Consider the following 21,321-nt stretch of genomic DNA (forward strand, 5'->3'; position numbering starts at 1 on the left):
GGCGGGACATCAGCGTACCGGCATGCCGGGCTGCGCACCTGCGTCGGCGTCGAGCAGGGCCAGCGCGCCACCGTCGAAGCCGGCCGACAGGATCATCCCTTCGCTGATGCCAAAACGCATCTTGCGCGGGGCGAGGTTGGCGATGAACACGACGCTGCGGCCCACCAGCTTCTCCGGCTCGGCATAGCTGGCGCGGATGCCGGAAAAGATCTGGCGCCGGCCCAGTTCGCCAGCATCGAGCAGGAAGCGCAGCAGCTTGTCCGATCCGTCGACGAAACCGCACTCGAGCACCTTGCCGATGCGCAAGTCGAGCCGCGCGAAATCCTCGATGCCGACCAGGCCGGTGGCGGCTTCGGCTGCAGGCGCCGGCGGGGCGGGCGATGCGGCAGGCTTCGATTCCCCCTGCGCCGGGGTGGCGGCCGGTGGCGTGGCGAGGGTGTCCTTGGAGGCTTCGGTCATGGCGTCGATCTGCTTGGGGTCGATCCGCGTGAACAGCGGGCTGTAGCTGGCGAGCGTGCGGCCGTCGAGCTCGGTGAACCGTCCCGGCTGCAGTACGACGTCGCCGCCGAAGTACTGCTCGATGCGTTCGACGATACCCGGGAGGATCGGCTTGAGCATGCCGGCGATGTCGGCGAAGGCCTGCAGCGCGGTCGCCAGCACCAGGTGCAGGTCGGCGCGGCGCGCCGGATCCTTGGCCAGGGCCCAGGGTGCGGTCTGCGCGATGTACTCGTTGACGCTGTCGGCGGCGGCCATGGCGTTGCGCGCCACCGCGGCGAAATTGCCCGCTTCGTAATCCTGCGGCGCAAGCAGGCTGGCATTGCGCACGCCGGTGCGGACCGCACCCGCCTGGTCGACCCAGCCCTCGCTCGCTCCCTCCGGCGTGGTGGCGGGCAGGACGCTGTCGAACTGGGTCTGCAGCAGCTTCGCGCAGCGGCTGGCGATGTTGACGAACTTGCCGACCAGGTCGCTGTTCACGCGGGCGACGAAGTCCGACAGGTTGAGGTCGAGGTCGTCCACGCCACCGGAGGACTTGGCGGCGAAGTAGTAGCGCAACGCCTCCGGGTCGAGTCCGTTGTCGAGGTAGGTGCGCGCCATCACGAACGTGCCGCGCGACTTGCTCATCTTCGCGCCGTCCACCATCAGGTAGCCGTTCACGTGTAGCCGGTCGGGCAGGCGCAGGCCGTTGCCGCCGAGCACCGCCGGCCAGAACAGGCCGTGGAAGTTGACGATGTCCTTGCCGATGAAGTGGCGCAGCTCGGCCTCCGGACCGGGACGCAGCAGGCGTTCGAACGCGGCCTCGTCGAAGCCGGGCTTGCGGCCACTGCGCGCAAGCGCCAGCAGGCTGGAGAAGTAGCCGATCGGCGCATCCAGCCAGACATAGAAGTACTTGCCCGGGTGACCGGGGATCTCGAAGCCGAAGTAGGGCGCGTCGCGGGAGATGTCCCAGTCGCGCAGCCCGCCCTCGGCGTCGATCCACTCGCGCAGCTTGGCCTTCACCCCCGGGATGGCGACCTCGCCCTCGAGCCAGTCGCGCAGGGCGTCGGTGAAATCGCCGACCTTGAAGAAGAAGTGCTCGGAGGCGCGCAGTTCCGGCGTGGCGCCCGACACCACCGAGCGCGGGTTCTTCAGTTCGGTCGGCGCATAGGTGGCGCCGCAGGACTCGCAGTTGTCGCCGTACTGGTCCTGCGTTCCGCAGTTGGGGCATGTGCCCTTGACGTAGCGGTCGGGCAGGAACATCTGCTTGACCGGATCGTAGAGCTGCTCGATCGAACGGCGGTCGATGTGTCCGCCCGCCTCGAGCGCGGCGTAGAAGCGCTCCGTCAGTTCGCGGTTCTCGGCCGAATGGGTGGAGTGGTACCAGTCGAAGTCGACGCGGAAGTCCGCGAAGTCGCGCTCCTGGCTGGCCTGTGTGCCCCGGATGAAGTCCTCGGGCGGCACCCCGGCCTTCTCCGCCGCCAGCATGATCGGCGTGCCGTGGGTGTCGTTGGCGCAGACGAAATGCACCGTGCCGCCCGCCTGGCGCCGCGCGCGCACCCAGATGTCGGCCTGGATGTAGCCGACCAGGTGGCCGATGTGGAGGTGGCCGTTGCCGTAGGGCAGGGCGCTGGTGACGATGGCGGGGCGGGGCATGTCGGGTCGTTCTGCGGGGGTGGCGAATTATCGCATGGCCCCGTGGAGCGGCCTGATCCGGCGCCGCCGCAAGAAAAAGCCCGGCGCAGCGGCCGGGCCTGGAAGGCGGGATAGGCGGGCGCCTACTGGCGCAGCCACACCTGTGACTTGCAGATGAAGGCCACGCAGCCCGAGACCTCGAGCTTGCTGCCGCCCTCGACCAGTTCCATCTTCGATTTGTACACCTTGCCCTCGTCGGGCTTGAGGATGGTGCCGCCCGAATAGTCGTCGCCATCGCGCTTCATGCCGCGGATGATCTCCATGCCGGTGATCGGCTTGCCCTTGCGGTCGTCCTTGCACTTGTCGCAGGCCGGGTTGGGCTTGCTCGGATTGAGCAGCTCGACGATGCGGCCGCTGAACGTGCCGTTCGCGTTCTGGCTGATCTCGACGATCGACTTGGGCTGGCCCGTCTCGTCGTCGATGGTCTTCCAGCGGCCGACGGCGGGGTCGGCGGCGTGGGCGGGCAGGCTTGCCAGCAGCGCGACGGCTGCGAATGCGAAGAAGAAGATCAGACGGTTCATTGCTACTCCGGAGTTGGCTGGTAATTAGCGGTGCCGATTGCCGGCTTGCGGGCACGTGCTCGCGTCAGAGACCGCTTCCCCCGCAGTCATTGAGGAGGTAGTCCTCGATGTATCGCAGTTGCCGCCCCATGATCGCGCGCGTCCAGGCAGGACCGTGTCCGTAATCCTCGATCTCATGGTAGACGACAGGCTGGCCGGAAGCCTTCGCCCTCGAAACGAACCACTGCGACTGCTCGACCGGTACCGTCTGGTCGCGGACACCGTGATAGACCATCAGCGGAATCTTGATATCGGCCGCCGCAGACAGCGGGCTTAGCCCTTTCACCGTGTGTTCCTGCGCCTGGCGGAAGAAGGGATTGGTGTAGAACCGTGCCCAGATCCTTCCGATGTCGGAAACGCCGGCGCCCGCGATCGAACACTTGTACAGCCCGTGCGGACGCACCGCTGCTGCGAACGCCGAATAGCCGCCGTAGGAGAAGCCGAACATCGCGATGCGGCCCTCCTGGGCGATGCCCTGGTCTATCAGCCACCGGGCGCCGTCATCCTTGTCGTCCTGCATCTTCTGGCCCCATTCCATGTCGCCGGCCATCCAGAGCTTGCGACCCCATCCGTCGGACCCGCGGAACTGCGGACGCAACACGGCCATACAACGCGAGGCCATGAGCGGCACCCACATCGACCCGTCGAAATCCATTGTGTCGCGCGCCCAGGGGCCGCCATGCGGATGGACGACTGCGGGCCAGGGACCCTTGCCGCACATCGACTCGTTGGGGCGGGTCAGGAACGCCGGGATGTCCAGTCCGTCGCGTGCCTTGTAGTACACCAGCTCCGTGATCCCGAGCGCCCCGGAGTCGATCTCCGGATAGGTCTTGGCCAGCAGCGAGAGCGTGCCGTTCCGGAACAGGTAATACTCCGGCGGCACCGATGCGCCGTCGAGCGAAAGCAGCACGGTCGAGAAATCCGGGGTGAAGCCGAGTATCCGGTAATCCTTCTCCACCGGATAATCGACACCTGCCCGGTCGCCGGTCGCCGGATCGACCAGCGACACCTGCCGGCTGGCGATGCCGAGTGCCTGCCTCAGGCCGGCATCGAGCGCCCGGAGGGTGGGATCGGTCCATTCCACGTCGTCACCGCGCGGCCCTTCGTATCCGACCCCGAGGATTCTGCCAAACCTGTCCCCCGCGCTACGGTAGGGATTGACGAGGACCCGGTTGGCGTTGAAGAAGCGGTGCTGGAACAGGACCTCCTTGCGCTGCCTGGCAGCAATGTCGTACTCGTAGATGCTGGACTTGTCCTCACCCACGTTGCTCTGCACGAAGGCGATGTTCGGATCGTCGCTGAACCCGACGATCTGGGTCTGGTCCCGATCCTTCACGTACGAGCGGAAATGCTCCTCCCAAGCCCCGTTCTGCAGGTTCCGGAACTCCGCCGCGATGTAGGCGCCGGTGCCGTCGACATTGGCCTGCAGCCGCGCCCGCAGCTCGCCATCGAGGTCGGTCACGTAGCCGGCGACGTTCTCGCCTGACATCTGGATGCGGGAGGAGGACATGTCCCTCAGATCGACCCGGAACACGTCTCCGGCGCTCGCGCCGATGTTGTTGATCACCAGGATGTGGTGGGGATCGTTTGCCAGGCGGTCAAGCACCGTGGGACTGGTCCTTGCCTGGGCAAGCTGTTCTTCCCGGGTGTTCGCGCGGGGAAGGGTGAGCGGCTCCTTCCATTCCCTGCCCGCGAGATCGGTGATCATCAGCTTGCTGAGGAACGTCCTGGTCACCCTGTCGGTGCGCAGGTCATAGGGCTGCCACAGGGACACGGCCAGCCGGTCGTTCTTGATGAACGTCACGCCGGTGAACTTCATCTTGTCCGACCCGATGAGCGTCGGGGCCTGGTCGAGCGAATCGGCCTGCCACACCGCGATGTACCTGTCCTCGCCGTCGGCGCGAAGCGCGGCGATGTGCCGGCCGTCGGGCGAAAGCGTAAAGCTGGAGAACGCGGGAAACGCCGCGAGCTGTTCGACGGTCGGCGCTTTCGGGGGCGCCGCGTGCGCGGGCTGCGCAGCCAGGGCCGCGACTGCAAGCGAGAGGGCGGCGAAAATCCACTTCATGCTGGAGTCCCCTGATTGTTTCCGTCAATGCCGGGAGCGTACAGCATCGTCCGACCGGCAGAAAGAAGGCCGCCACTCTCGCGAGCGACGGCCTCCATGGCACTCTTCGGGCGTGTGGTCAGAACGACTTCGTCAGGTTCAGGAAGACGGTTCTTCCGAAGAAGTCATAGCCACTGTAAAGCGGGGCGTTGCCGATCGTGTCGGTGTAGGCCGAGATGACCGGGGGTGCCTCGTCGGCAATGTTCCTCACGCCCACCCGCGCGGACCAGTCGTCACCACGGTACTGCACCGACGCGTTGTGGGTGTAGTAGTCGTCGGTTTCCATCAGGTAGGTCGGACGATAGTCCGTGTCGAAGTACCGGTCGTAGTAATCGTACTCGTTGGTGGAGTCGACCCAGTCGATCCCGTAGAACAGGAACCAGTTCTTGACGGTGTACGACAGCTCGAGCTGGCCGGTGTACTGCGGTGCGGCGACGGTGCCGGTGTAGTTGCGCACCGGATCGGTGGGGAACGTGCGGCCTGCCTGCTCCATGAAGTTGGACACCAGCGCGTTGACGCGGAACGTGCCCGGCCCGACGTCGCGCACGTACCGGGCCGTGAAGTCCCAGCCTCGCACCAGGCTCTCGGAGATGTTCACGTAACCGGTGGTGACCGACAGCGCATTGTTGGCCCCGCGAGCCACGAGGCTGCAGAAGCCAGCATTGGAGCTGAAATCGCCCGGCTGGCTGTCATAGCACAGGTTGAGCACCTGGCCGCCGGTGAGTCGCGCGACGCCATCGTTGACCTTGATGTCGTAGTAGTCGGCCGCGAAGGACAGGTCACCGAACCACTCGGGGAACTCCGGCTGGAGGACCAGGCCGGCGGTCACCGCAACCGAGTTCTCCGCCGCCAGGCCGGTTTCGGCGCCGCCCTGGGTGATCACCGTGACACTGTTGGTCTGGTTGAAGTTGTTCGGAAGCCCAAGGCTCGCGCAGTTGATGTACCTGGGCGAACTCGGGTTCCTGGCCGCCCAGTTGTTGCAAGGATCGGTATTTGAGCTCAGGAAGCCGCTGGTCGCGCCGAGGAACTGCTCGAACAGCGCGGGTGCACGGAACGAGGTGCCCCGCGACGCTCGCAGCGACAGCCAGCTGACCGGCGTGTAGAGCATGCCGACCTTCCAGGTGGTGTCGTCGCCGTAGGAGTCGTAGTCGGTGTAGCGTCCCGAGAAGTTGAACACCAGCTCCTCTGCGAAGGGGAGGCCGTTGAGCACCGGCACTTCGATCTCGGCGTAAGCCTCGGTGACCGAATCCTCGCCGCGCGTGGGCTGCGAGGCGGTGAAACCGAAGAGGTTGTTGTTCACCGAATTGATGTCCGGGGTGTCGTCGATTTCCTGCTCGCGATACTCCACGCCGAATGCGCCGCTCACCGTGCCGTACGGCACGTCGAACAGGGGGCCGGTCGCGCCGGCATTGAAGGTGGTCTCGGTATACAGCGTGTTGCCGTGGGTATCGTCCATGATCCAGTCGCGGTACGCGGGCGAGAGCTCACCCCCGATCACTGCAGCGCTCAGTACCGGTGCGGCGACGCAGCCACCCGAGGCGTCGCGGCAGACGAAGCCGCCGGCCCCATCGGGCACCACGTCGAAGCTGCGTGCGATCCGGTCGGTCAACCGGTTCTGGGTGTAATAGTCGGCATCGGAACGGGCATGGCTGAACGAGGCGTCGTAGCTCCACTCCGTGCCCAGGTTGCCCTTGAGTCCCAGGGTCGCGCGGTAGAAGTCGACTTCCTGCCAGTTCTTGTACAGGCCCCATCCGGTGAAGGCGCGCGCCGCCACATTCTGGCCATTGGTCGACCCGTCCGCCGGGGCGGCGAGGAAGGCCGGCAACCCGCCGAGGTCGCCCAGCAGCGGACTGCCCACCGGGTAGTCCATCACGTGCTGCAGGTAGCCGTTCTGCTCCGACTCGCGACGGTGCACCAGTCCTTCGAAGTACAGCTCGGCGTCGCCCAGCGCCTGCAGGTCGTAGCCGGCCTGGAAGAAGCCGGTGGTGTTCTGGGTAGGCGAGATCAGCGATTCGCGCAGCATCCGCGGATCGAAGCTGTCGCGGCCGTAGTAGTCGACGCCCTCGAAACCAGGCAGGCCGGCCGTCACCCCGGCGTTGGGGCGCCAGCGGTTGAAGTAGTCCAACCCGCCTTCCCAATCCTCGGGGAAGTAGGTTCCGTAGTAGCCGAGGCTGCCCAGACCAGGTTGGCCAAGCAGGTAGGCCGTGCCCAGGGTGTTGATGGTCACGCCGCCGTTGTCGAGCGTCCAGCACTTCGGCTGGCCGGTAACGGGGTCGATGTAGTCGTCCGCGCCGTAGCTGCCGTCCGGATTGCGGCCGAACAGCGGCACGGGGCAGTCGCTCGCCCAGTCGCGCTGTCCCCGTGTCAGTTCCGAGCGCTGGAAGATCTCCAGCGAACCAGCGACGCGCCAGCGATCCCCGGTCGCGCCGCCCATGATGGCGCCGCGGGTTTCGTCGCCGCCGCCGTCCTTGGTGGCGTTGTGCTGGAAATCGACGGTAAAGCCGTCGACGCGGGGCTTGGTGATGATGTTCACCACGCCCGCGACCGCATCCGAACCGTAGATCGAGGAAGCACCGTCCTTCAGGACCTCGATGTGGTCGACCATGATGTTGGGCAGCACGTTCAGGTCGGCCGAACCCACGGCCCCGCGCGAACCGGCCGGCGAGACGCGGCGGCCGTTGAGCAGCAGCAGGGTGCGGGTTGCGCCGAGGCCGCGCAGCGACAGGGTGTTCACGCCTGGCCCGCCGTTCACGACGAAGCCGCCATAGGCATTGTTGATCTGCGACGCGCCACCCGTGACCGCGTTGCTCTGCAGTACGCCGGCGGTGGAGTTGAAGCCCGCCGCGGTCGTTTCCTCGCGGGTGATGACCTGGATCGGCGACACGGAATTGAAGGTGTCACGCGAAATTCGCGAGCCGGTCACCACCATCCTGTCCAGCGACTGGACCGGAGTCGAATCCGTCGTCGTGGCTTTCTCCACCTCGGCGGCTTCTTCCTGTTCTTCCTGCGCGGCGTCCTGCGCCAGGCTGGCGCCGGTGGGCAGCAGCAGGGCCGCAGCCAGCGCCAGGGTGAGCCGGTTGCGGTTGAAACCGGTTGCCGCGCGCGTGTCAGTCGATCTCATCATTATTCCCCTCTTGATCAGGCACTTATGGGCCGAGCGGGGCCGGATGCTGCTGCGGAACCCCCTCCGTGCGGCCGATGCTAACACTAAATTTCAGCTGAAAGCTCATCGTTTTAACGCAAAAATGACACAAAGTTGACATCCGAAGATGGCAGTCGGCGACCCTTCCCCGTTGCCGGCGGGGTGCTCGCTGGCCGGACGCTACACTGTGCGGCTCGCTCCCACTGCCAGGGCACCCGATGCAAGCGCAGGCTGCCGCCAACCCGCTGGAACCCGATCTCGGACCCGGAATCGCCATGCTCCGTGCAGGACGATTCGCCGATGCGGTCGCTTACGGGCGGGGCCTGCTGCAAACGGCAAGCGGCAATCCGCGCCTGTTCGCCTACCTCGCCGATGCCTGTCAGGCGGCAGGGGAGCTGCCCGAGGCCCTTGGGTGGATCGACCAGGCGATCGCGGTGGACTCCGGCGCCCGCCACAAGATCAAGAAGGCCTGGCTGCTGTCCGCGTCACTGCGCCGCGACGAGATCCCGGAACTGACCGGCCGGATCCTGGGGCAGGCGGTGGAGGATGACAGGCCCGGCCTCGTCTTCTGGCAGGTCGCGCGGCTCAATTACCTGCACAACCGACTTGCGGACGCCATCGAATGCTATGAACGTGCCTTGCGCCACGAGGATCGGCCGGACTGGCGGTACCAGCTGGCGCTGGCGCGCTTCTACGCCGGGGATCCGTCAGGCGCCGAATCGGACCTCGAAACGCTGCTTGCCGGGTCACCGCAGGCCGGCACCGCGATCTACCTGCGCTCCGTCCTGCGGCGGCAGGAGCCCGGCCGCGATCACTGCGAGGACATCCGGGCGCGCCTGGCGCGCGGCTTCCAGAAGCAGGAGAACGAAGCCGCCGCGCTGTATGCGCTGGCGAAGGAACTGGAGGACCTGGGACGGCACGCTGAGTCCTTCGAGGCGCTGGAGGCGGGCGCCAGGAAGAAGCGCGACAGCATCCGCTACGACGTCGCCGGCGTGACCGCCGGATTGCGGGAGATCTGCGAAGCCATGGACGCTGAGGCGATGGCTGCCGCAGGCGCCGGCCATGCCGAACCGGGCGCGATTTTCATCGTGGGCATGCCACGCACCGGGACCACGCTGGTGCAGCGCATGCTGATGCAGTCGGGAAGACTGGCGGATGCCGGGGAGCTGCTGGATTTCGGCTTCCACCTGACGGGTGCGGTCGAACAGGTCCGACGGCGCGAGCCGAGCCTGTCGCCGACACGGGCCGCGCTGCGGATCGATTATGAAGCCCTTGGCCGCCGCTACATGCAGGGGGCGCGGCAGATGGCGGGAGGCAGCGAAACCTTCATCGACAAGCTACCCACCAACTTCATGTACTGCGGAATGATCCATAAGGCGCTTCCGGAGGCGAAGATCATCCATCTTTCCAGGGACCCGCTCGACACCTGTTACGCAGTATTCAAGACGCTGTTCTTCAGCGCCTACGAGTTTTCCTATGATCAGCGGGAACTGGCTGACTACTACCTTGCCTACCGGGACATGATGCGGCACTGGCACGAGGTGATGCCGGGCGCGATCCTGGACGTGGAATACGAAGCGCTGGTGTCCAATCCGGAGCGGGAGTCCCAGCGGATATACGAATGGTGCGGCCTGGAGTGGAAGCCGGAAGCCGTTGCGGTGCCTGATGACCGGATGGCGTTCTCTACTGCGAGTGCGGCCCAGGTACGCGAACCGGTGCACGCCCGGTCGGTGAACAGTTCGCGCCGCCACGTCGAGCGGCTTGGGCCGCTGATCGAGCGCCTCGAATTGGGTGGCATCCCGTGCCGGCAGACGGGCACCCGGTCAACCGACAGCGGAGTCGCGCCATGACAGATCGATCCATGCACAGGGTGCTCCCCAGGGCGGTCCAGCCAAAGCTTTCGCCGTTGACCAGGATCAACAATCTCATTGCCATCGGTTCCGGCAAGGGCGGCGTAGGAAAATCAACCACTTCCGTCAACCTCGCCCTCGCGCTGGCCGCCGATGGCGCGCGCGTGGGCGTGCTCGATGCCGATGTCTACGGCCCCAGCATCCCCACGATGCTGGGGCTGTCGGGCAAGCCGGAGAGTCCGGACGGCAAGTCGATCCTGCCGATGCGGGCGCACGGGATCGAGGCGATGTCGATCGGGCTGCTGGTCGACCAGGACACGCCGATGATCTGGCGCGGGCCGATGGCGACCTCGGCGCTCACCCAGTTGCTCAACGACACGCGCTGGGGAGGGGAGGACGGACTGGACTACCTGATCGTCGACCTGCCGCCGGGGACCGGCGACATCCAGTTGACCCTGGCGCAGAAGATCCCGGTCGCCGGTGCGGTGGTGGTGACCACGCCGCAGGACGTGGCCACGCTGGATGCGCGCAAGGCGCTGCGCATGTTCGAGAAGGTGGACGTGGCGGTGCTCGGGCTGGTGGAGAACATGGCCCAGCACGTGTGCTCGAACTGCGGGCACGTGGAGCACCTGTTCGGCCAGGGCGGCGGCGAGCGCATGGCGTCGCAGTACGGTGTGCCGCTGCTGGGATCGTTGCCGTTGGAGATCGGCATCCGCGAGCAGGGCGATGCGGGCGTGCCGATCGTGGCCTCGGCCCCCGATTCGGCGGCGGCGGCCGCGTATCGCGCCACGGCGCGGCGCCTGGTCGAGGAACTGGGGAAGCGTCCGCGCGCCCCGCGCAGCATCTCCGCATCGCTGCTGTAGGCGCGAAGGCGGCGCGGTACTGCTCGACGCAGCACGTGCCGGTTCCACCCTCCGGGCAAGTGCATACGCGAAGTCGACGCCCCAGCGCCGTTCGGCCGGGCCGCAGGCCGCGACCCCTCGGCGTGCAGGCCGAGGGGTCCCCGGGGCACGCCGACGGATCCCCGCGACGTTTCCTGCGATCCGGGAACCCCCCTACAATGCGGCGATCGGCCGCATCGGCCGCAGGGAACCGCGCATGAGCATCAAGAGCGACCGCTGGATCCGGCGGATGTCGGAACAGCACGGCATGATCGAGCCCTACGAGGCTGGCCAGGTGAAGGAGGCGCAGGGCGGACGCATCGTCAGCTACGGCACCTCGAGCTACGGCTACGACGTGCGCTGCTCGCGCGAGTTCAAGGTGTTCACCAACATCAACTCGACGATCGTCGACCCCAAGCATTTCGATCCCAAGAGCTTCGTCGACATCGAAGCCGACGAGTGCATCATCCCGCCCAACTCCTTCGCGCTGGCGCGCACGGTCGAGTACTTCCGCATCCCGCGCGACACGCTGGTGGTGTGCCTGGGCAAGAGCACCTATGCGCGCTGCGGGATCATCGTCAACGTGACCCCGCTGGAACCCGAATGGGAAGGCCACGTCACGCTCGAGTTCAGCAACACCACGCCGCTGCCGGCGCGGATCTACGCCAACGAGGGCGTGGCGCAGATGCTGTTCTTCCAGTCCGACGCCGACGACGTCTGCGAGACCTCGTATCGCGACCGTGGCGGCAAGTACCAGGGACAGCGCGGCGTGACCTTGCCGCGCACCTGAAAACCGGGCCGTCGCGCCCGCCCCGTCAGTCCAGATCCGTCCACCCAAGGAAAGAACGCAAGCCATGAACGAGCAGAATCCCTACGGCAGCCCGGAAGCCGTCGTCGCCGACCTGGGCGAAACCAACCTTGCCGGCCTTGGCCAGCGGCTGGGTGCGGCGATCATCGATACCATCATTCTGCTGGCGATCATGCTGCCGCTGATGTTCGTGGGCGGTTACTGGCAGGTGGCGATGGCCGCCGAAGGACAGGTGCCGTTCCTGACCACGCTGATGTGGGCGGTAGTGGGCCTGGCGGTATTCGTCGCCGTGCAGTTTTACCCGCTCAACGCCAACGGCCAGACCTGGGGCAAGCGCGTGCTGGGCATCCGGATCGTCGACATGGACGGTGCCAAGCCGCCGGTCGGACGGCTGATCGCGCTGCGCTACCTGCCCGTGCAGGTGGTGAGCAACGTGCCGCTGGTCGGGACCGTGCTGGCCCTGGTCAACGTGCTGCTGATCTTCCGCAGCGACCGTCGCTGCGGCCACGACCTGATCGCCGGCACCCAGGTGGTCAAGGGCGGCTGAGGCCTGCCCGGCGCGCGTGCACCGCCGTGCAGGGTGGTGCATGCGGCCGCGTGCCTTTGGTGAGGCGGTGGCATTTCGCCACCGCATGCGGAGGTTCGAGCGACCGCAGGTCGGGTGATCCACCGACAACAGGCGGAAGACGCTGTGCTGCCGAGATGCTGATGGCCCCTGGGATGGCGGCTTTTCGCCGTGCCCGCGTCCGGACTCAGGCCTGCAGGGCCTCCTCCAGCAGCCGGATCCGCTCGACCAGCCTCTCCGGCGAGTAGGGACGCGCGGCGACGCGTCCCCAGACCGGCGCCGGCCACGCCGGGTCGTCCTCGAAGCGGGCGATGACGTGCACGTGCAGCTGCGGCACGAGGTTGCCGAGCGCGGCGACGTTGAGCTTGAACGGCCGGAAGCCGGCGCGCAGCACCCGTGCCGCGCGGTCGATCTCGTCGGTGAGCAGGTGGCGCTGGGCCGCGTCCAGATCGACCATTTCGCGCGCGCCGGCGATGCGCGGCACCAGCACCAGCCAGGGATAGTTGGCATCGTCCACCAAGCGCAGGTCGCACAGGTCCAGCGTCGCCAGCGGATGGGTGTCGGCGGCGAGCTGCGGATGCAGTTCGTAGGGTGCCGGCTCTTGGTGCCTGGCCATCGTGTGACTCCTTCAGCGCAGCGCGGCTTCGAGGAAGGCCATCGTGCGCTTGCGCGCCAGTGCGGCGCTCTCGGGGTGGAAGTGGCGGGGGTCGACGTCGCGGTTGAAGGCGTGCCCGGCGCCGGGGTACACGTGGACCTCGGCGTCGGGCCAGGCATCGCGATGGGCCTGGACGTCCTCGGGCGGCGTGCTCTGGTCGTCGGCGCCGAAGTGGAACAGCATCGGCGCACGCAGCGCCTCCCCCAGGTAAGGCCGCGACCGCGCGCCGTAATAGGCCACGGCCGGCAGGCCCAGGCGCGTGTTGGCGAGCAGGGCCAGGCTGCCGCCCCAGCAGAAGCCGACCGCGGCGACCTTCAGCCCCTCGCGGCGCAGCGCCTCGGCGGCCGCGCGGGTGGTCTCCACCGCCCGCTCCATGCCCAGTTCCGCCACCAGTTCGCGACCCCGGGCGAATCCGGCCTCGTCATAGCCCAGCTCGACGTTGCGCGCCACCGGATCGAACAGGGCGGGGGCCAGCGCCACATAGCCCGAGGCGGCATAGCCCTCGACGACGCTGCGGATGTGCTCGTTGACCCCGAAGATCTCCTGCAGCACCACGATCCCGCCCAGCGCGGCGGCGTGGTCGGGCGGATCCGAGCGCCAGGCGTCGACGGGACCGCTCCCGGTCTGGATGACGATGTCGCGGCCCATGGCGCTCTCCCGGCGGCAGTCGGGCGGATTCTAGCCGACGCTATAATTCGCGCCCCGTGACGCCGACGGCGTCGCCTCTCCCCGTCTTCCACGTATTCCCATGTCCGCAGCCAACCCCAAGGTCGGTTTCGTCAGTCTCGGCTGCCCCAAGGCGCTGGTCGACTCCGAACGCATCCTCACCCAGCTCCGCGTCGAGGGCTACGACCTGGTGCCCAGCTACGACGATGCCGACGTGGTGGTGGTCAACACCTGCGGCTTCATCGACTCGGCGGTGGCCGAATCGCTGGACGCGATCGGCGAGGCCATGGCGGAAAACGGCAAGGTCATCGTCACCGGCTGCCTGGGCAAGCGCTCGGAGATGATCCGCGAGCAGTTCCCGGACGTACTGTCGATCAGCGGGCCGCAGGACTACGACACCGTGATGGGCGCGGTGCACCGGGCGCTGCCGCCCAGGCACGATCCGTTCGTGGACCTGCTGCCGCGCCGCGCCGCGCAGGACGACGTCGGCGTCAAGCTGACGCCGAAGCACTACGCCTACCTCAAGATTTCCGAGGGCTGCAACCACCGCTGCAGCTTCTGCATCATCCCCTCGATGCGCGGCGACCTGGTCTCGCGGCCGGTCGACGAGGTGCTGCGCGAGGCCGAACGCCTGGTCGTTCGCGGCGGGGTGAAGGAACTGCTGGTGATCTCGCAGGACACGTCCGCCTACGGCGTCGACGTGCGCTACGCCGAGCGCGAATGGCGCGGAAAGGCGTACCAGACGCGGATGAAGGCGCTGTGCGAGGGACTGTCGGAGCTGGGCGTGTGGACGCGCCTGCACTACGTGTACCCGTACCCGCACGTCGACGACATCATCCCGCTGATGGCGCAGGGCCGGCTGCTGCCCTACCTCGACATCCCGTTCCAGCACGCCAGCCCGCGCATCCTCAGGCTGATGAAGCGGCCGGGCGCCGTGGACAAGGTGCGCGAGCGCATCGCCCGCTGGCGCGCGATCTGCCCGGAGCTGGCGATCCGCAGCACCTTCATCGTCGGCTTCCCGGGCGAGACGGAAGCCGAGTTCGAGGAGCTGCTGGAGTTCCTGCGCGAGGTACGGCTCGACCGCGTCGGCGCCTTCGCCTATTCGCCGGTGGACGGCGCGGGTGCGAACGCGCTGCCCGACCCGGTGGCCGAGGAGGTGAAGCAGGAGCGGCTGGCGCGCTTCATGGAAGTGCAGGCGGAGATCTCCGCGCAGAAGCTCGAAGCCAGGGTCGGCAGCGTGCAGCGTTGCCTGGTGGACGTGGTCGATGGCGACCTGGCCATCGCGCGCACCATGGCCGATGCGCCGGAGATCGATGGCGTGGTGCAGGTCCAGAACGGCCTGGAGGCCGGACTGCAGCCGGGCGATTTCGTCGACGTCGAGATCATGGGCAGCGACGAGCACGACCTGTACGGGGAGGCTGTCCCCGCGCTGCACGTGCTGCGCTGAGGCGCCGGCCGCGCGCCTTTGCGATACTCGCGCCCATCCGTTCCCGGGGGCGCACCATGATCGGCGATCGAGTGTTCACCAGGTTGGCGCGGTCAGCTTCGCGCTTCACCGCCCGCTCGCTGAGCTTCGCGATCGCCGTCGGGGTGATTCTGGCCTGGGCCCTCACCGGGCCGGTCTTCGGCTTCAGCGACACCTGGCAACTGATGATCAATACCGGGACCACCATCATCACCTTTCTCATGGTGTTCCTGATCCAGAACACGCAGAACCGGGATACCGAGGCGATGCAGATCAAGCTCGACGAACTGATCCGCGCCACGCACAACGCGCACAATGCGCTGCTCGACCTGGAGGAGCTGGAAGACCGCGAGATCGACGCCTTCCGTGCCCGCTACATCCTGCTGGCGCAGCAGGCGCGCGAGCGCGGCGAGGTGTTCGACGATCTTTCCGGGAAGGACGGCACCGGGCGCGGCTGAGCCCGCCCTCGCTTCAGCCGTAGCGCACGTCGAGGATGGCGAAACGCACCGGCCCGCCGGGCAACTGCGCTTCGAACTCGTCGTCCGCGCGCTTCTTCAGCATGGCGCGGGCGAGCGGGGAATCGATGCTGATCCAGCCGAGCCCGGCGTCGGTCTCGTCGGGGCCGACGATGCGGTAGCGGGTGGTCTCGCCGCTGGCGAGGTTCTCGACCTCCACGTGCGCGCCGAAGAACACCGCCTGCGGATCGGAGGGCGCGCCCTCCACCACCCGCAGTGTTTCCAGGCGCTTGCTGAGGTAGCGGACGCGCCGGTCGATCTCGCCCAACTGCTTCTTGCGGTAGCTGTACTCGGCGTTCTCGGAACGGTCGCCCTCGGCCGCGGCTGCGGCCAGCGCGCGCACCACCTCGGGACGCTTGAGCCGCCACAGCGTGTCGAGTTCGGCCTTCAGCCGCGCGTGGCCCAGCGCGGTGACCAGGGCGGTGCTCTTCTCGGCGGGCGGACGCCAGCGACCCAAGCAGTTGTCCCTCAGTTGCGGCGCAGGCTGGTGTTGCCGTCGCCCGCGAGCGGGGAGCCGTCCGCATCCAGCGCGCGGACCTCGTCGCGGGAGACGAGGTCGAATCGGCGATCCGGGGCCTCCTTGCTGTCGGGATCGAGCAGCAGGCGGGTGCCGTCGGCATCGATGGTCCAGGTGCCACTGCTGCGGGCGGCGTCTTCGCCACGGCGGGTCTCGGACAGGGCGTAGCTGCCGTCGGCGCGGACCTCGAGCGAGGTTTCGACGCCCGGGCAGTCCGCGCAGGGCAGGATGCCGGCGAACGTGCCGGCGAAGGCCTTGCGGTCGAAACCGGCGGGGTCGGTGGCGTCGTGGCGGATCACGGCGCTGGCGTCGGTGCCGGCCAGCAATGGATCGGCCGGGGCGGCCTCCGCGGCCTTGTCGGCATCGCTGGCGGCTGGCGCGGCGGGAGGCGCTGGCGACGGCGTGCAGGCGGCGAGCGCCAGCGCCAGCAGGACGGGCGGCAGGCAGGTGGACGTTCGCATGACGGACTCCTGTCGTGTCGGGGGCCCCAAGGATAGGGCAGCAGCCTGAACCTGGCGGAGACCGGGCCTTCGCACTAGTGTTCGGCCCCGCCCGGAACCGGCAGGTCGACCGGATGGGCCAGCGCGGCCTCCAGCGCGATGCGCACGCCCTCGGCCATGGTGGCCACCGGCATCCCGGGTTCGCCAGGATGCCGTGCGGCCTGTTCTTCCGACCAGGGCACGTGGATGAAGCCGCCGCGCACGCCCTTGCGCCGCCGCAGCGCATGCATCAGGCCGTAGAACACGTGGTTGCAGACGAAGGTGCCGGCGGTCTGCGAGACCGAGGCCGGGATGCCGGCGGCGTCCAGCGCCATCCGCATCGCCTTGACCGGCAGGCCGGTGAAATAGGCCGCGGGACCGCCGCCCACGACCGGCGTGTCCACCGGCTGCGCGCCGGCGTTGTCCGGAATGCGCGCGTCGTCGACGTTGATGGCGATGCGTTCGAGCGAGAGGCCCGCGCGCCCGCCCGCCTGGCCCAGGCAGACCACCAGCGCCGGCCGGGTCTGCCGGATCGCGCGCCGCAGCGCCTGCAGCGACTGGCCGAAGACCACCGGCAACTCGCGTCCGACGATGCGGTGCCCGGCAAGCATCCACCCGTCCAGGGCACGCACCACCGCCTGGCTGGGGTTGGTGTCGTCGCCGTCGAACGGCTCGAAGCCGGTCAGCAGCACGGTGGGCGGGTTGGCTGCGCGGATCATCAGCGGAATACGATCAGGTACATCAGCGCGATATTGCACGCCAGCAGCGGCAGCGCGGTGGCGACCTGCTGGCGGATCACCGCATTGGGATCGCGCAGCTCCAGCAGGGCGGCCGGCACGAGGTTGAAGTTGGCCGCCATCGGCGTGAGCAGCGTGCCGCAGTAGCCCGACAGCATGCCGATCGCCGCGAGCGAGGCGGCATCGGCGCCGTGCATCTGTACCAGCAGCGGCAGTCCGATCCCGGCGGTCATCACCGGGAACGCGGCGAAGGCGTTGCCCATGACCATGGTGAAGGCGGCCATGCCCAGCGCATAGGCCAGCACCACGACGAAGCGGTTCTCCACCGGGATCAGCATGCGGATCAGTCCGGCCACCGCGTCGCCCACGCCGGTGGCGGCGAACACGCTGCCCAGCGTGGCCAGCAGCAGCGGCAGCAGCGCGGCCCAGCCGATCGCATCCAGCAGCCGTCGCGACTGCTCGATCGCCGCAGCCGGCGCGCTGCGCGTCATCAGCAGCGCGGCGGCCACCGCCACCACGCAGGCCACGCCCAGGCCCACCAGGGTGGTGAGCTGCGCGCCGAACACGCGCATGCCGCCGACCTGCAGGTCCGCCAGCGGGACCGCGACCAGCACCGCCACCAGCGGGATCAGCAGCGCCGGGAAGAACAGCCGGTTGCCCAGGCGCCGCGCCGAAGCCTCGCGCGCGGCCGGCGTGCCTTCGTCGCATCGCCCACGGCCCAGCCCGCCGAAGCCGGCCAGGCAGGCGAGCGCGACCACGATGCCGCCGACCACCGCCGCGGGCATGCGATCTGCCGCCAGCATCGTCGCCGCCACCAGGCCCCAGAACAGGCCGTTGGCCAGGCGACGCGGATTGCTGCGGTCGCGCACGGCGCGCAGCGCGCTCCACAGCAGGTAGCCGCCGACCAGCCAGTAGATCCACTGCAGGTCGATCATCTGGCCTCTCCCGGGCCGCGCGCCGCGGCGCCGCCGCGTGCGCCGATGGCCGCGGCCTCGCGCTGCAGGCGCCGGTCGAGCCGCGCCAGCCGCCAGCCGTGGATGAGGAAGGCGCACAACGCGGTCGGAATCCCCCACAGCGCGATGTGCAGCGGCTCCAGCACGATGCCGTGTTCGGCATAGAAGCCCTGCATCAGCAGCACGGCGCCGAAGGCGATGAAGATGTCCTCGCCGAAGAACAGGCCGACGTTGTCGGTCGCCGCCGACAGCGCCTTCAGGCGCTCGCGGCTGTCTTCCGGCAGCGGCCCGTGGCGCGCTTCCGCGGCGGCCTCGGCCATCGGCGCCAGCAGCGGGCGCACCGTCTGCGGATGTCCGCCCAGGCTGGTCAAGCCCAGCGCCGAGGCGATCTGGCGCGCGCCGAGGTAGGCGATCAGCAGGCGGCCGGCGGTGGCCCCGCGCAGGCGCCGGATCCAGGCCTGCGCGTGCTCCTTCAGGCCGTGGCGTTCGAGCAGGCCGATCACCGGCAGGGTCAGCAGGAACACCGTCAGGTAGCGCTGCTTGGTGAACGCCTCGCCCAGCAGCTCCAGCACCTGCAGCGGCGTGCGCCCGGAGACCAGGCCGGTGACCAGGCCCGCGGCCACCACGATCAGGGCGGGGTTGAGGCGCAGCGCGAAGCCGGCCACGACCAGGGCGATGCCGAGCAGTGGCCAGTAGCTCATCGGGCCGGTCCCCGGGCGCCGGGCGGCAGGATGGCGAGGCCGTCGCTGCGCAGCGCATCGCGCAGGGCGGCGGCGAACGCCGCGGCGTCGGGCCGGTCGCCGTGCAGGCACAGCGTGTCGGCACAGATCGGCACGGCCTGGCCGTCGATCGCGCGCACGTGGCCGGTCCGCAGCATGGTGCGCACCTGCGCCAGCGCATCGTCCAGCCGTTCGAGCACCGCGCCGGGCTGGCTGCGCGGGACCAGGCTGCCGTCGGCGGCGTAGGCGCGCTCGGCGAACACTTCCTCGGCCACCGGCAGGCCGAGCCGCCTGCCCGCCTGCGCCAGCTGCGAGCCGGCCAGGGCGTACAGGTGCAGGCCTTCGCCGCTGTCGCGCACGGCCTGCGCGACCGCCGCGGCGACCGACGCGTCGCGCGCGGCCAGGTTGTACAGCGCGCCATGCGGCTTGACGTGGGCGAGGCCGGCGCCGGCCTGCACGCACAGCGCCGACAGCAGGCCGACCTGCTCGCGGACCAGGGTGTACACCCCGTCCGCCGGCAGCGGCAGTTCGCGCCGGCCGAAATGCTCGCGGTCGACGAACGAGGGATGGGCGCCGATGGCCACGCCGTGGCGCAGGCACAGCGCGATGGCCTCGCGCATGCTCGACGTGTCGCCGGCGTGGCCGCCGGTGGCGATGCTGGCCGAACTGATGCAGGGCACGATGGCCGCGTCGTCGCCGCAGCCTTCGCCGAGGTCGCAGTTGAAGTCGATGCGCGCGCTCATGGCGAGCGGATCCTCGCGTCGATCGCCAGGGCGATGCGGTGCAGGCGCTGGCGCTGTTCGGCATTGGCCTGGCGGGCCTCGGCCGGCGTGCAGGGCAGGAAGCGCAGCCGCGCACCGGGCCGCATCTGCGCCAGCAGCGGAAAATCGGCGCGCGGCACGTGGCCGACGCACGGGTAGCCGCCGTGGGTCTGGGCGTCGGCCAGCAGCACGATCGGGCAGCCGTCCGGCGGCAGCTGCACGGTGCCGGGCGCGACCGGTTCGGAAATGCGTTCCGGCCCGTCCGCCAGGGCCAGCGGCGGCCCCTGCAGGCGCAGGCCCTGGCGGTTGCTGCGCGCGTCCACCTGCCAGGTGGTGTTGGCGAGTCCTTCGACGGCGTCGGCGCCGGGCAGTAGGCGGATCGTGCAGGGTTCGCCCGGCGGATGGACGTAGGGCAGGGGATTGGCGTCGATCCACCAGGGCGCCACCTGCAGGCGGCGGGCGCGCGAACCCGGATGCGCCGCGATCGCCAGCCGGTCGCCGGCGCGCAGCGCGCGCCCGTCGACGCCGCCGAAACCGCCGCGCAGGTCCGTGCTGGCGCTGCCGAGCACCGCTGGGACCTGCAAACCCCCGGCGATCGCCAGATAGCTGCGCGCGCCGTCGCGACAGGCGCCCAGGACGAGGCGGGTGCCGGCCGGCAGGTCCACCGGACGATTGCCGGGGAGGGCCACGCCGCCTGCCCGCGCGTCGATGCCGGCGCCGCAGATCGCGATGCGCGCCGCGCGCGCGAAGTGCAGTGTGGGACCGGCGAGGCTGATCTCCAGCGTGGCGCTGCCGGCCTCGTTGCCGACCAGCAGGTTGGCCAGCGCATGCGCCCAGGGATCGACTGCGCCGCCGCTGGCCACGCCGAGATGGCGCAGGCCATGCCGTGGCGCGCCCTGCACCGTGGTCAGCAGGCCGGCGGACTCGACATCGATGATGTCGCTAGCCATGCGCCACCACCGCGCCCGGATCCAGCCGCCGGTACTCGGCCAGCGTCACGGCAACGAAACGCACCGGCTGGCCGGGGCGCAGCAGGCTGGGCGGATCGCGATGCGGATCGAACAGACGCCGCGGCGTGCGCCCGATCAGCTGCCAGCCGCCGGGACTGTCGCCGGGATAGATGCCGGTCTGGCTGCCGCCGATGCCGACGCTGCCGGCAGGGACGCGCACCCGCGGCGTGGCATGGCGCGGCGTGGCCAGGACCGGGTCCAGGCCCAGCAGGTAAGGAAAGCCCGGTGCGAAGCCGATCATGGCCACGGTGTAGTCGCCGGCGCTGTGGCGGGCCACCACCTCGTCCGCGGCGATGCCGGCTTGGCGGGCGACGGCATCGAGGTCGGGCGCGCAGGCGCGGTCGTAGCAGACCGGGATCTCCACGGCGGTCACGTCCGCGCGCGCGGCGGTGCCTGCCTCTTCGGCCAGCCGCGCCAGCCAGTCGCCGACCAGGTCCAGCGCGAGGCGGTCGCGCGCCTGCGCATGCGCCGGATCGACGAACAGCGCGAGCGCCGCATAGGCCGGCACGATGTCGTGCAACCACGGCGGCCGTATCGCGTCGATGCGCGCCGCCAGTGCGTGTACCTCGCGATTGAGCTGCGGGTCGATGCGCGCGCCCAGGCGCAGCAGCACGGCCTCTTCACCGAGCGCCTCCAGCGTCCAGGATGCGGCGTTCAGGGCGAGGGCCATGGCCGGCTCAACGACGCGCTGGCCGGACGGTGGCGAGGACAGGCGTCGCGCTTGCAGGCGGGCCGGCCGCGCGTCCCGTCGCTGCAGCTTGCGAT

Annotated in this window: 20 protein-coding genes; 6 read left to right on the plus strand and 14 right to left on the minus strand. The window is 69.1% G+C overall.

What is annotated here, in order from left to right; genetic code table 11:
- Nucleotides 1-9: 9 nt before the first annotated feature.
- From metG to Q0863_RS11825, 4 genes are all read right to left on the minus strand, one after another.
- Nucleotides 10-2,130, minus strand: a complete 2,121-nt coding sequence (metG, locus tag Q0863_RS11810) for a methionine--tRNA ligase (protein ID WP_298578081.1) — start codon at nucleotides 2,128-2,130, stop codon at nucleotides 10-12.
- A gap of 122 nt (nucleotides 2,131-2,252) precedes the next feature.
- Nucleotides 2,253-2,690, minus strand: coding sequence for a DUF2147 domain-containing protein (locus Q0863_RS11815; protein WP_298578082.1), 438 nt, complete (start codon nucleotides 2,688-2,690; stop codon nucleotides 2,253-2,255).
- Nucleotides 2,691-2,754: 64 nt separating this feature from the next.
- Complete coding sequence (locus Q0863_RS11820; protein ID WP_298578083.1) at nucleotides 2,755-4,794, minus strand: prolyl oligopeptidase family serine peptidase; 2,040 nt, start codon at nucleotides 4,792-4,794, stop codon at nucleotides 2,755-2,757.
- A gap of 118 nt (nucleotides 4,795-4,912) precedes the next feature.
- Complete coding sequence (locus Q0863_RS11825) at nucleotides 4,913-7,954, minus strand: TonB-dependent receptor (RefSeq protein WP_298578084.1); 3,042 nt, start codon at nucleotides 7,952-7,954, stop codon at nucleotides 4,913-4,915.
- A gap of 239 nt (nucleotides 7,955-8,193) precedes the next feature.
- Between Q0863_RS11825 and Q0863_RS11830 the strand changes: the two genes are divergently transcribed.
- From Q0863_RS11830 to Q0863_RS11845, 4 genes are all read left to right on the plus strand, one after another.
- The gene (locus Q0863_RS11830) at nucleotides 8,194-9,825 is read left to right on the plus strand and encodes a sulfotransferase (RefSeq protein WP_298578085.1); all 1,632 of its coding nucleotides are present in this window, start codon (nucleotides 8,194-8,196) and stop codon (nucleotides 9,823-9,825) included.
- 11 nt (nucleotides 9,826-9,836) lie between these two features.
- Nucleotides 9,837-10,688 (plus strand): iron-sulfur cluster carrier protein ApbC, encoded by an 852-nt coding sequence (gene apbC, locus Q0863_RS11835; RefSeq protein WP_298578087.1) that lies wholly within the window; start codon nucleotides 9,837-9,839, stop codon nucleotides 10,686-10,688.
- A gap of 235 nt (nucleotides 10,689-10,923) precedes the next feature.
- Complete coding sequence (gene dcd, locus Q0863_RS11840; RefSeq protein WP_298578088.1) at nucleotides 10,924-11,496, plus strand: dCTP deaminase; 573 nt, start codon at nucleotides 10,924-10,926, stop codon at nucleotides 11,494-11,496.
- A 64-nt stretch (nucleotides 11,497-11,560) separates the two neighbouring features.
- Nucleotides 11,561-12,061 carry an RDD family protein gene (locus Q0863_RS11845; RefSeq protein ID WP_298578089.1) on the plus strand — a complete coding sequence of 167 codons (501 nt, stop codon included), beginning with the start codon at nucleotides 11,561-11,563 and terminating at the stop codon, nucleotides 12,059-12,061.
- Nucleotides 12,062-12,266: 205 nt separating this feature from the next.
- On the opposite strand, the gene Q0863_RS11850 is transcribed toward Q0863_RS11845, so the two are convergent.
- Nucleotides 12,267-12,695 carry an HIT family protein gene (locus tag Q0863_RS11850; protein WP_298578090.1) on the minus strand — a complete coding sequence of 143 codons (429 nt, stop codon included), beginning with the start codon at nucleotides 12,693-12,695 and terminating at the stop codon, nucleotides 12,267-12,269.
- Between the two features lie 12 nt (nucleotides 12,696-12,707).
- The gene (locus tag Q0863_RS11855; protein ID WP_298578091.1) at nucleotides 12,708-13,382 is read right to left on the minus strand and encodes a dienelactone hydrolase family protein; all 675 of its coding nucleotides are present in this window, start codon (nucleotides 13,380-13,382) and stop codon (nucleotides 12,708-12,710) included.
- 100 nt (nucleotides 13,383-13,482) lie between these two features.
- Here Q0863_RS11855 and rimO point away from each other — a divergent pair, with 100 nt between their 5' ends.
- Entirely contained in the window at nucleotides 13,483-14,847 is a 1,365-nt protein-coding gene (rimO, locus tag Q0863_RS11860; protein ID WP_298578092.1) for a 30S ribosomal protein S12 methylthiotransferase RimO, read from the plus strand.
- 56 nt (nucleotides 14,848-14,903) lie between these two features.
- Nucleotides 14,904-15,323, plus strand: a complete 420-nt coding sequence (locus Q0863_RS11865; RefSeq protein ID WP_298578093.1) for a low affinity iron permease family protein — start codon at nucleotides 14,904-14,906, stop codon at nucleotides 15,321-15,323.
- A gap of 13 nt (nucleotides 15,324-15,336) precedes the next feature.
- Here Q0863_RS11865 and greB read toward each other — a convergent pair whose 3' ends face one another.
- The 8 genes from greB to pxpB form a co-directional block, all read right to left on the minus strand.
- Nucleotides 15,337-15,837 (minus strand): transcription elongation factor GreB, encoded by a 501-nt coding sequence (gene greB / locus Q0863_RS11870; protein WP_298578094.1) that lies wholly within the window; start codon nucleotides 15,835-15,837, stop codon nucleotides 15,337-15,339.
- Between the two features lie 11 nt (nucleotides 15,838-15,848).
- Nucleotides 15,849-16,358 carry a copper resistance protein NlpE gene (locus Q0863_RS11875; protein ID WP_298578095.1) on the minus strand — a complete coding sequence of 170 codons (510 nt, stop codon included), beginning with the start codon at nucleotides 16,356-16,358 and terminating at the stop codon, nucleotides 15,849-15,851.
- A 74-nt stretch (nucleotides 16,359-16,432) separates the two neighbouring features.
- A complete protein-coding gene (pcp, locus tag Q0863_RS11880) occupies nucleotides 16,433-17,095 on the minus strand; it encodes a pyroglutamyl-peptidase I (protein ID WP_298578096.1) in 663 nt (220 codons plus the stop codon).
- Complete coding sequence (locus tag Q0863_RS11885) at nucleotides 17,095-18,048, minus strand: DUF979 domain-containing protein (protein ID WP_298578097.1); 954 nt, start codon at nucleotides 18,046-18,048, stop codon at nucleotides 17,095-17,097. Before Q0863_RS11885 ends, pcp begins: the two co-directional genes overlap by 1 nt.
- Nucleotides 18,045-18,767 carry a DUF969 domain-containing protein gene (locus Q0863_RS11890; RefSeq protein ID WP_298578098.1) on the minus strand — a complete coding sequence of 241 codons (723 nt, stop codon included), beginning with the start codon at nucleotides 18,765-18,767 and terminating at the stop codon, nucleotides 18,045-18,047. Before Q0863_RS11890 ends, Q0863_RS11885 begins: the two co-directional genes overlap by 4 nt.
- On the minus strand, nucleotides 18,764-19,528 hold the full coding sequence (locus Q0863_RS11895) for a 5-oxoprolinase subunit PxpA (protein WP_298578099.1): 765 nt from the start codon (nucleotides 19,526-19,528) through the stop codon (nucleotides 18,764-18,766). Before Q0863_RS11895 ends, Q0863_RS11890 begins: the two co-directional genes overlap by 4 nt.
- Complete coding sequence (locus Q0863_RS11900) at nucleotides 19,525-20,496, minus strand: biotin-dependent carboxyltransferase family protein (RefSeq protein ID WP_298578100.1); 972 nt, start codon at nucleotides 20,494-20,496, stop codon at nucleotides 19,525-19,527. Before Q0863_RS11900 ends, Q0863_RS11895 begins: the two co-directional genes overlap by 4 nt.
- The gene (gene pxpB / locus Q0863_RS11905; RefSeq protein ID WP_298578101.1) at nucleotides 20,489-21,226 is read right to left on the minus strand and encodes a 5-oxoprolinase subunit PxpB; all 738 of its coding nucleotides are present in this window, start codon (nucleotides 21,224-21,226) and stop codon (nucleotides 20,489-20,491) included. The genes Q0863_RS11900 and pxpB overlap by 8 nt, the downstream gene beginning before the upstream one ends.
- Nucleotides 21,227-21,321: the final 95 nt, after the last annotated feature.

Origin of the sequence: uncultured Luteimonas sp. (genome assembly GCF_947492465.1) — a bacterium.
In the GTDB taxonomy this organism is placed as follows: domain Bacteria; phylum Pseudomonadota; class Gammaproteobacteria; order Xanthomonadales; family Xanthomonadaceae; genus Luteimonas.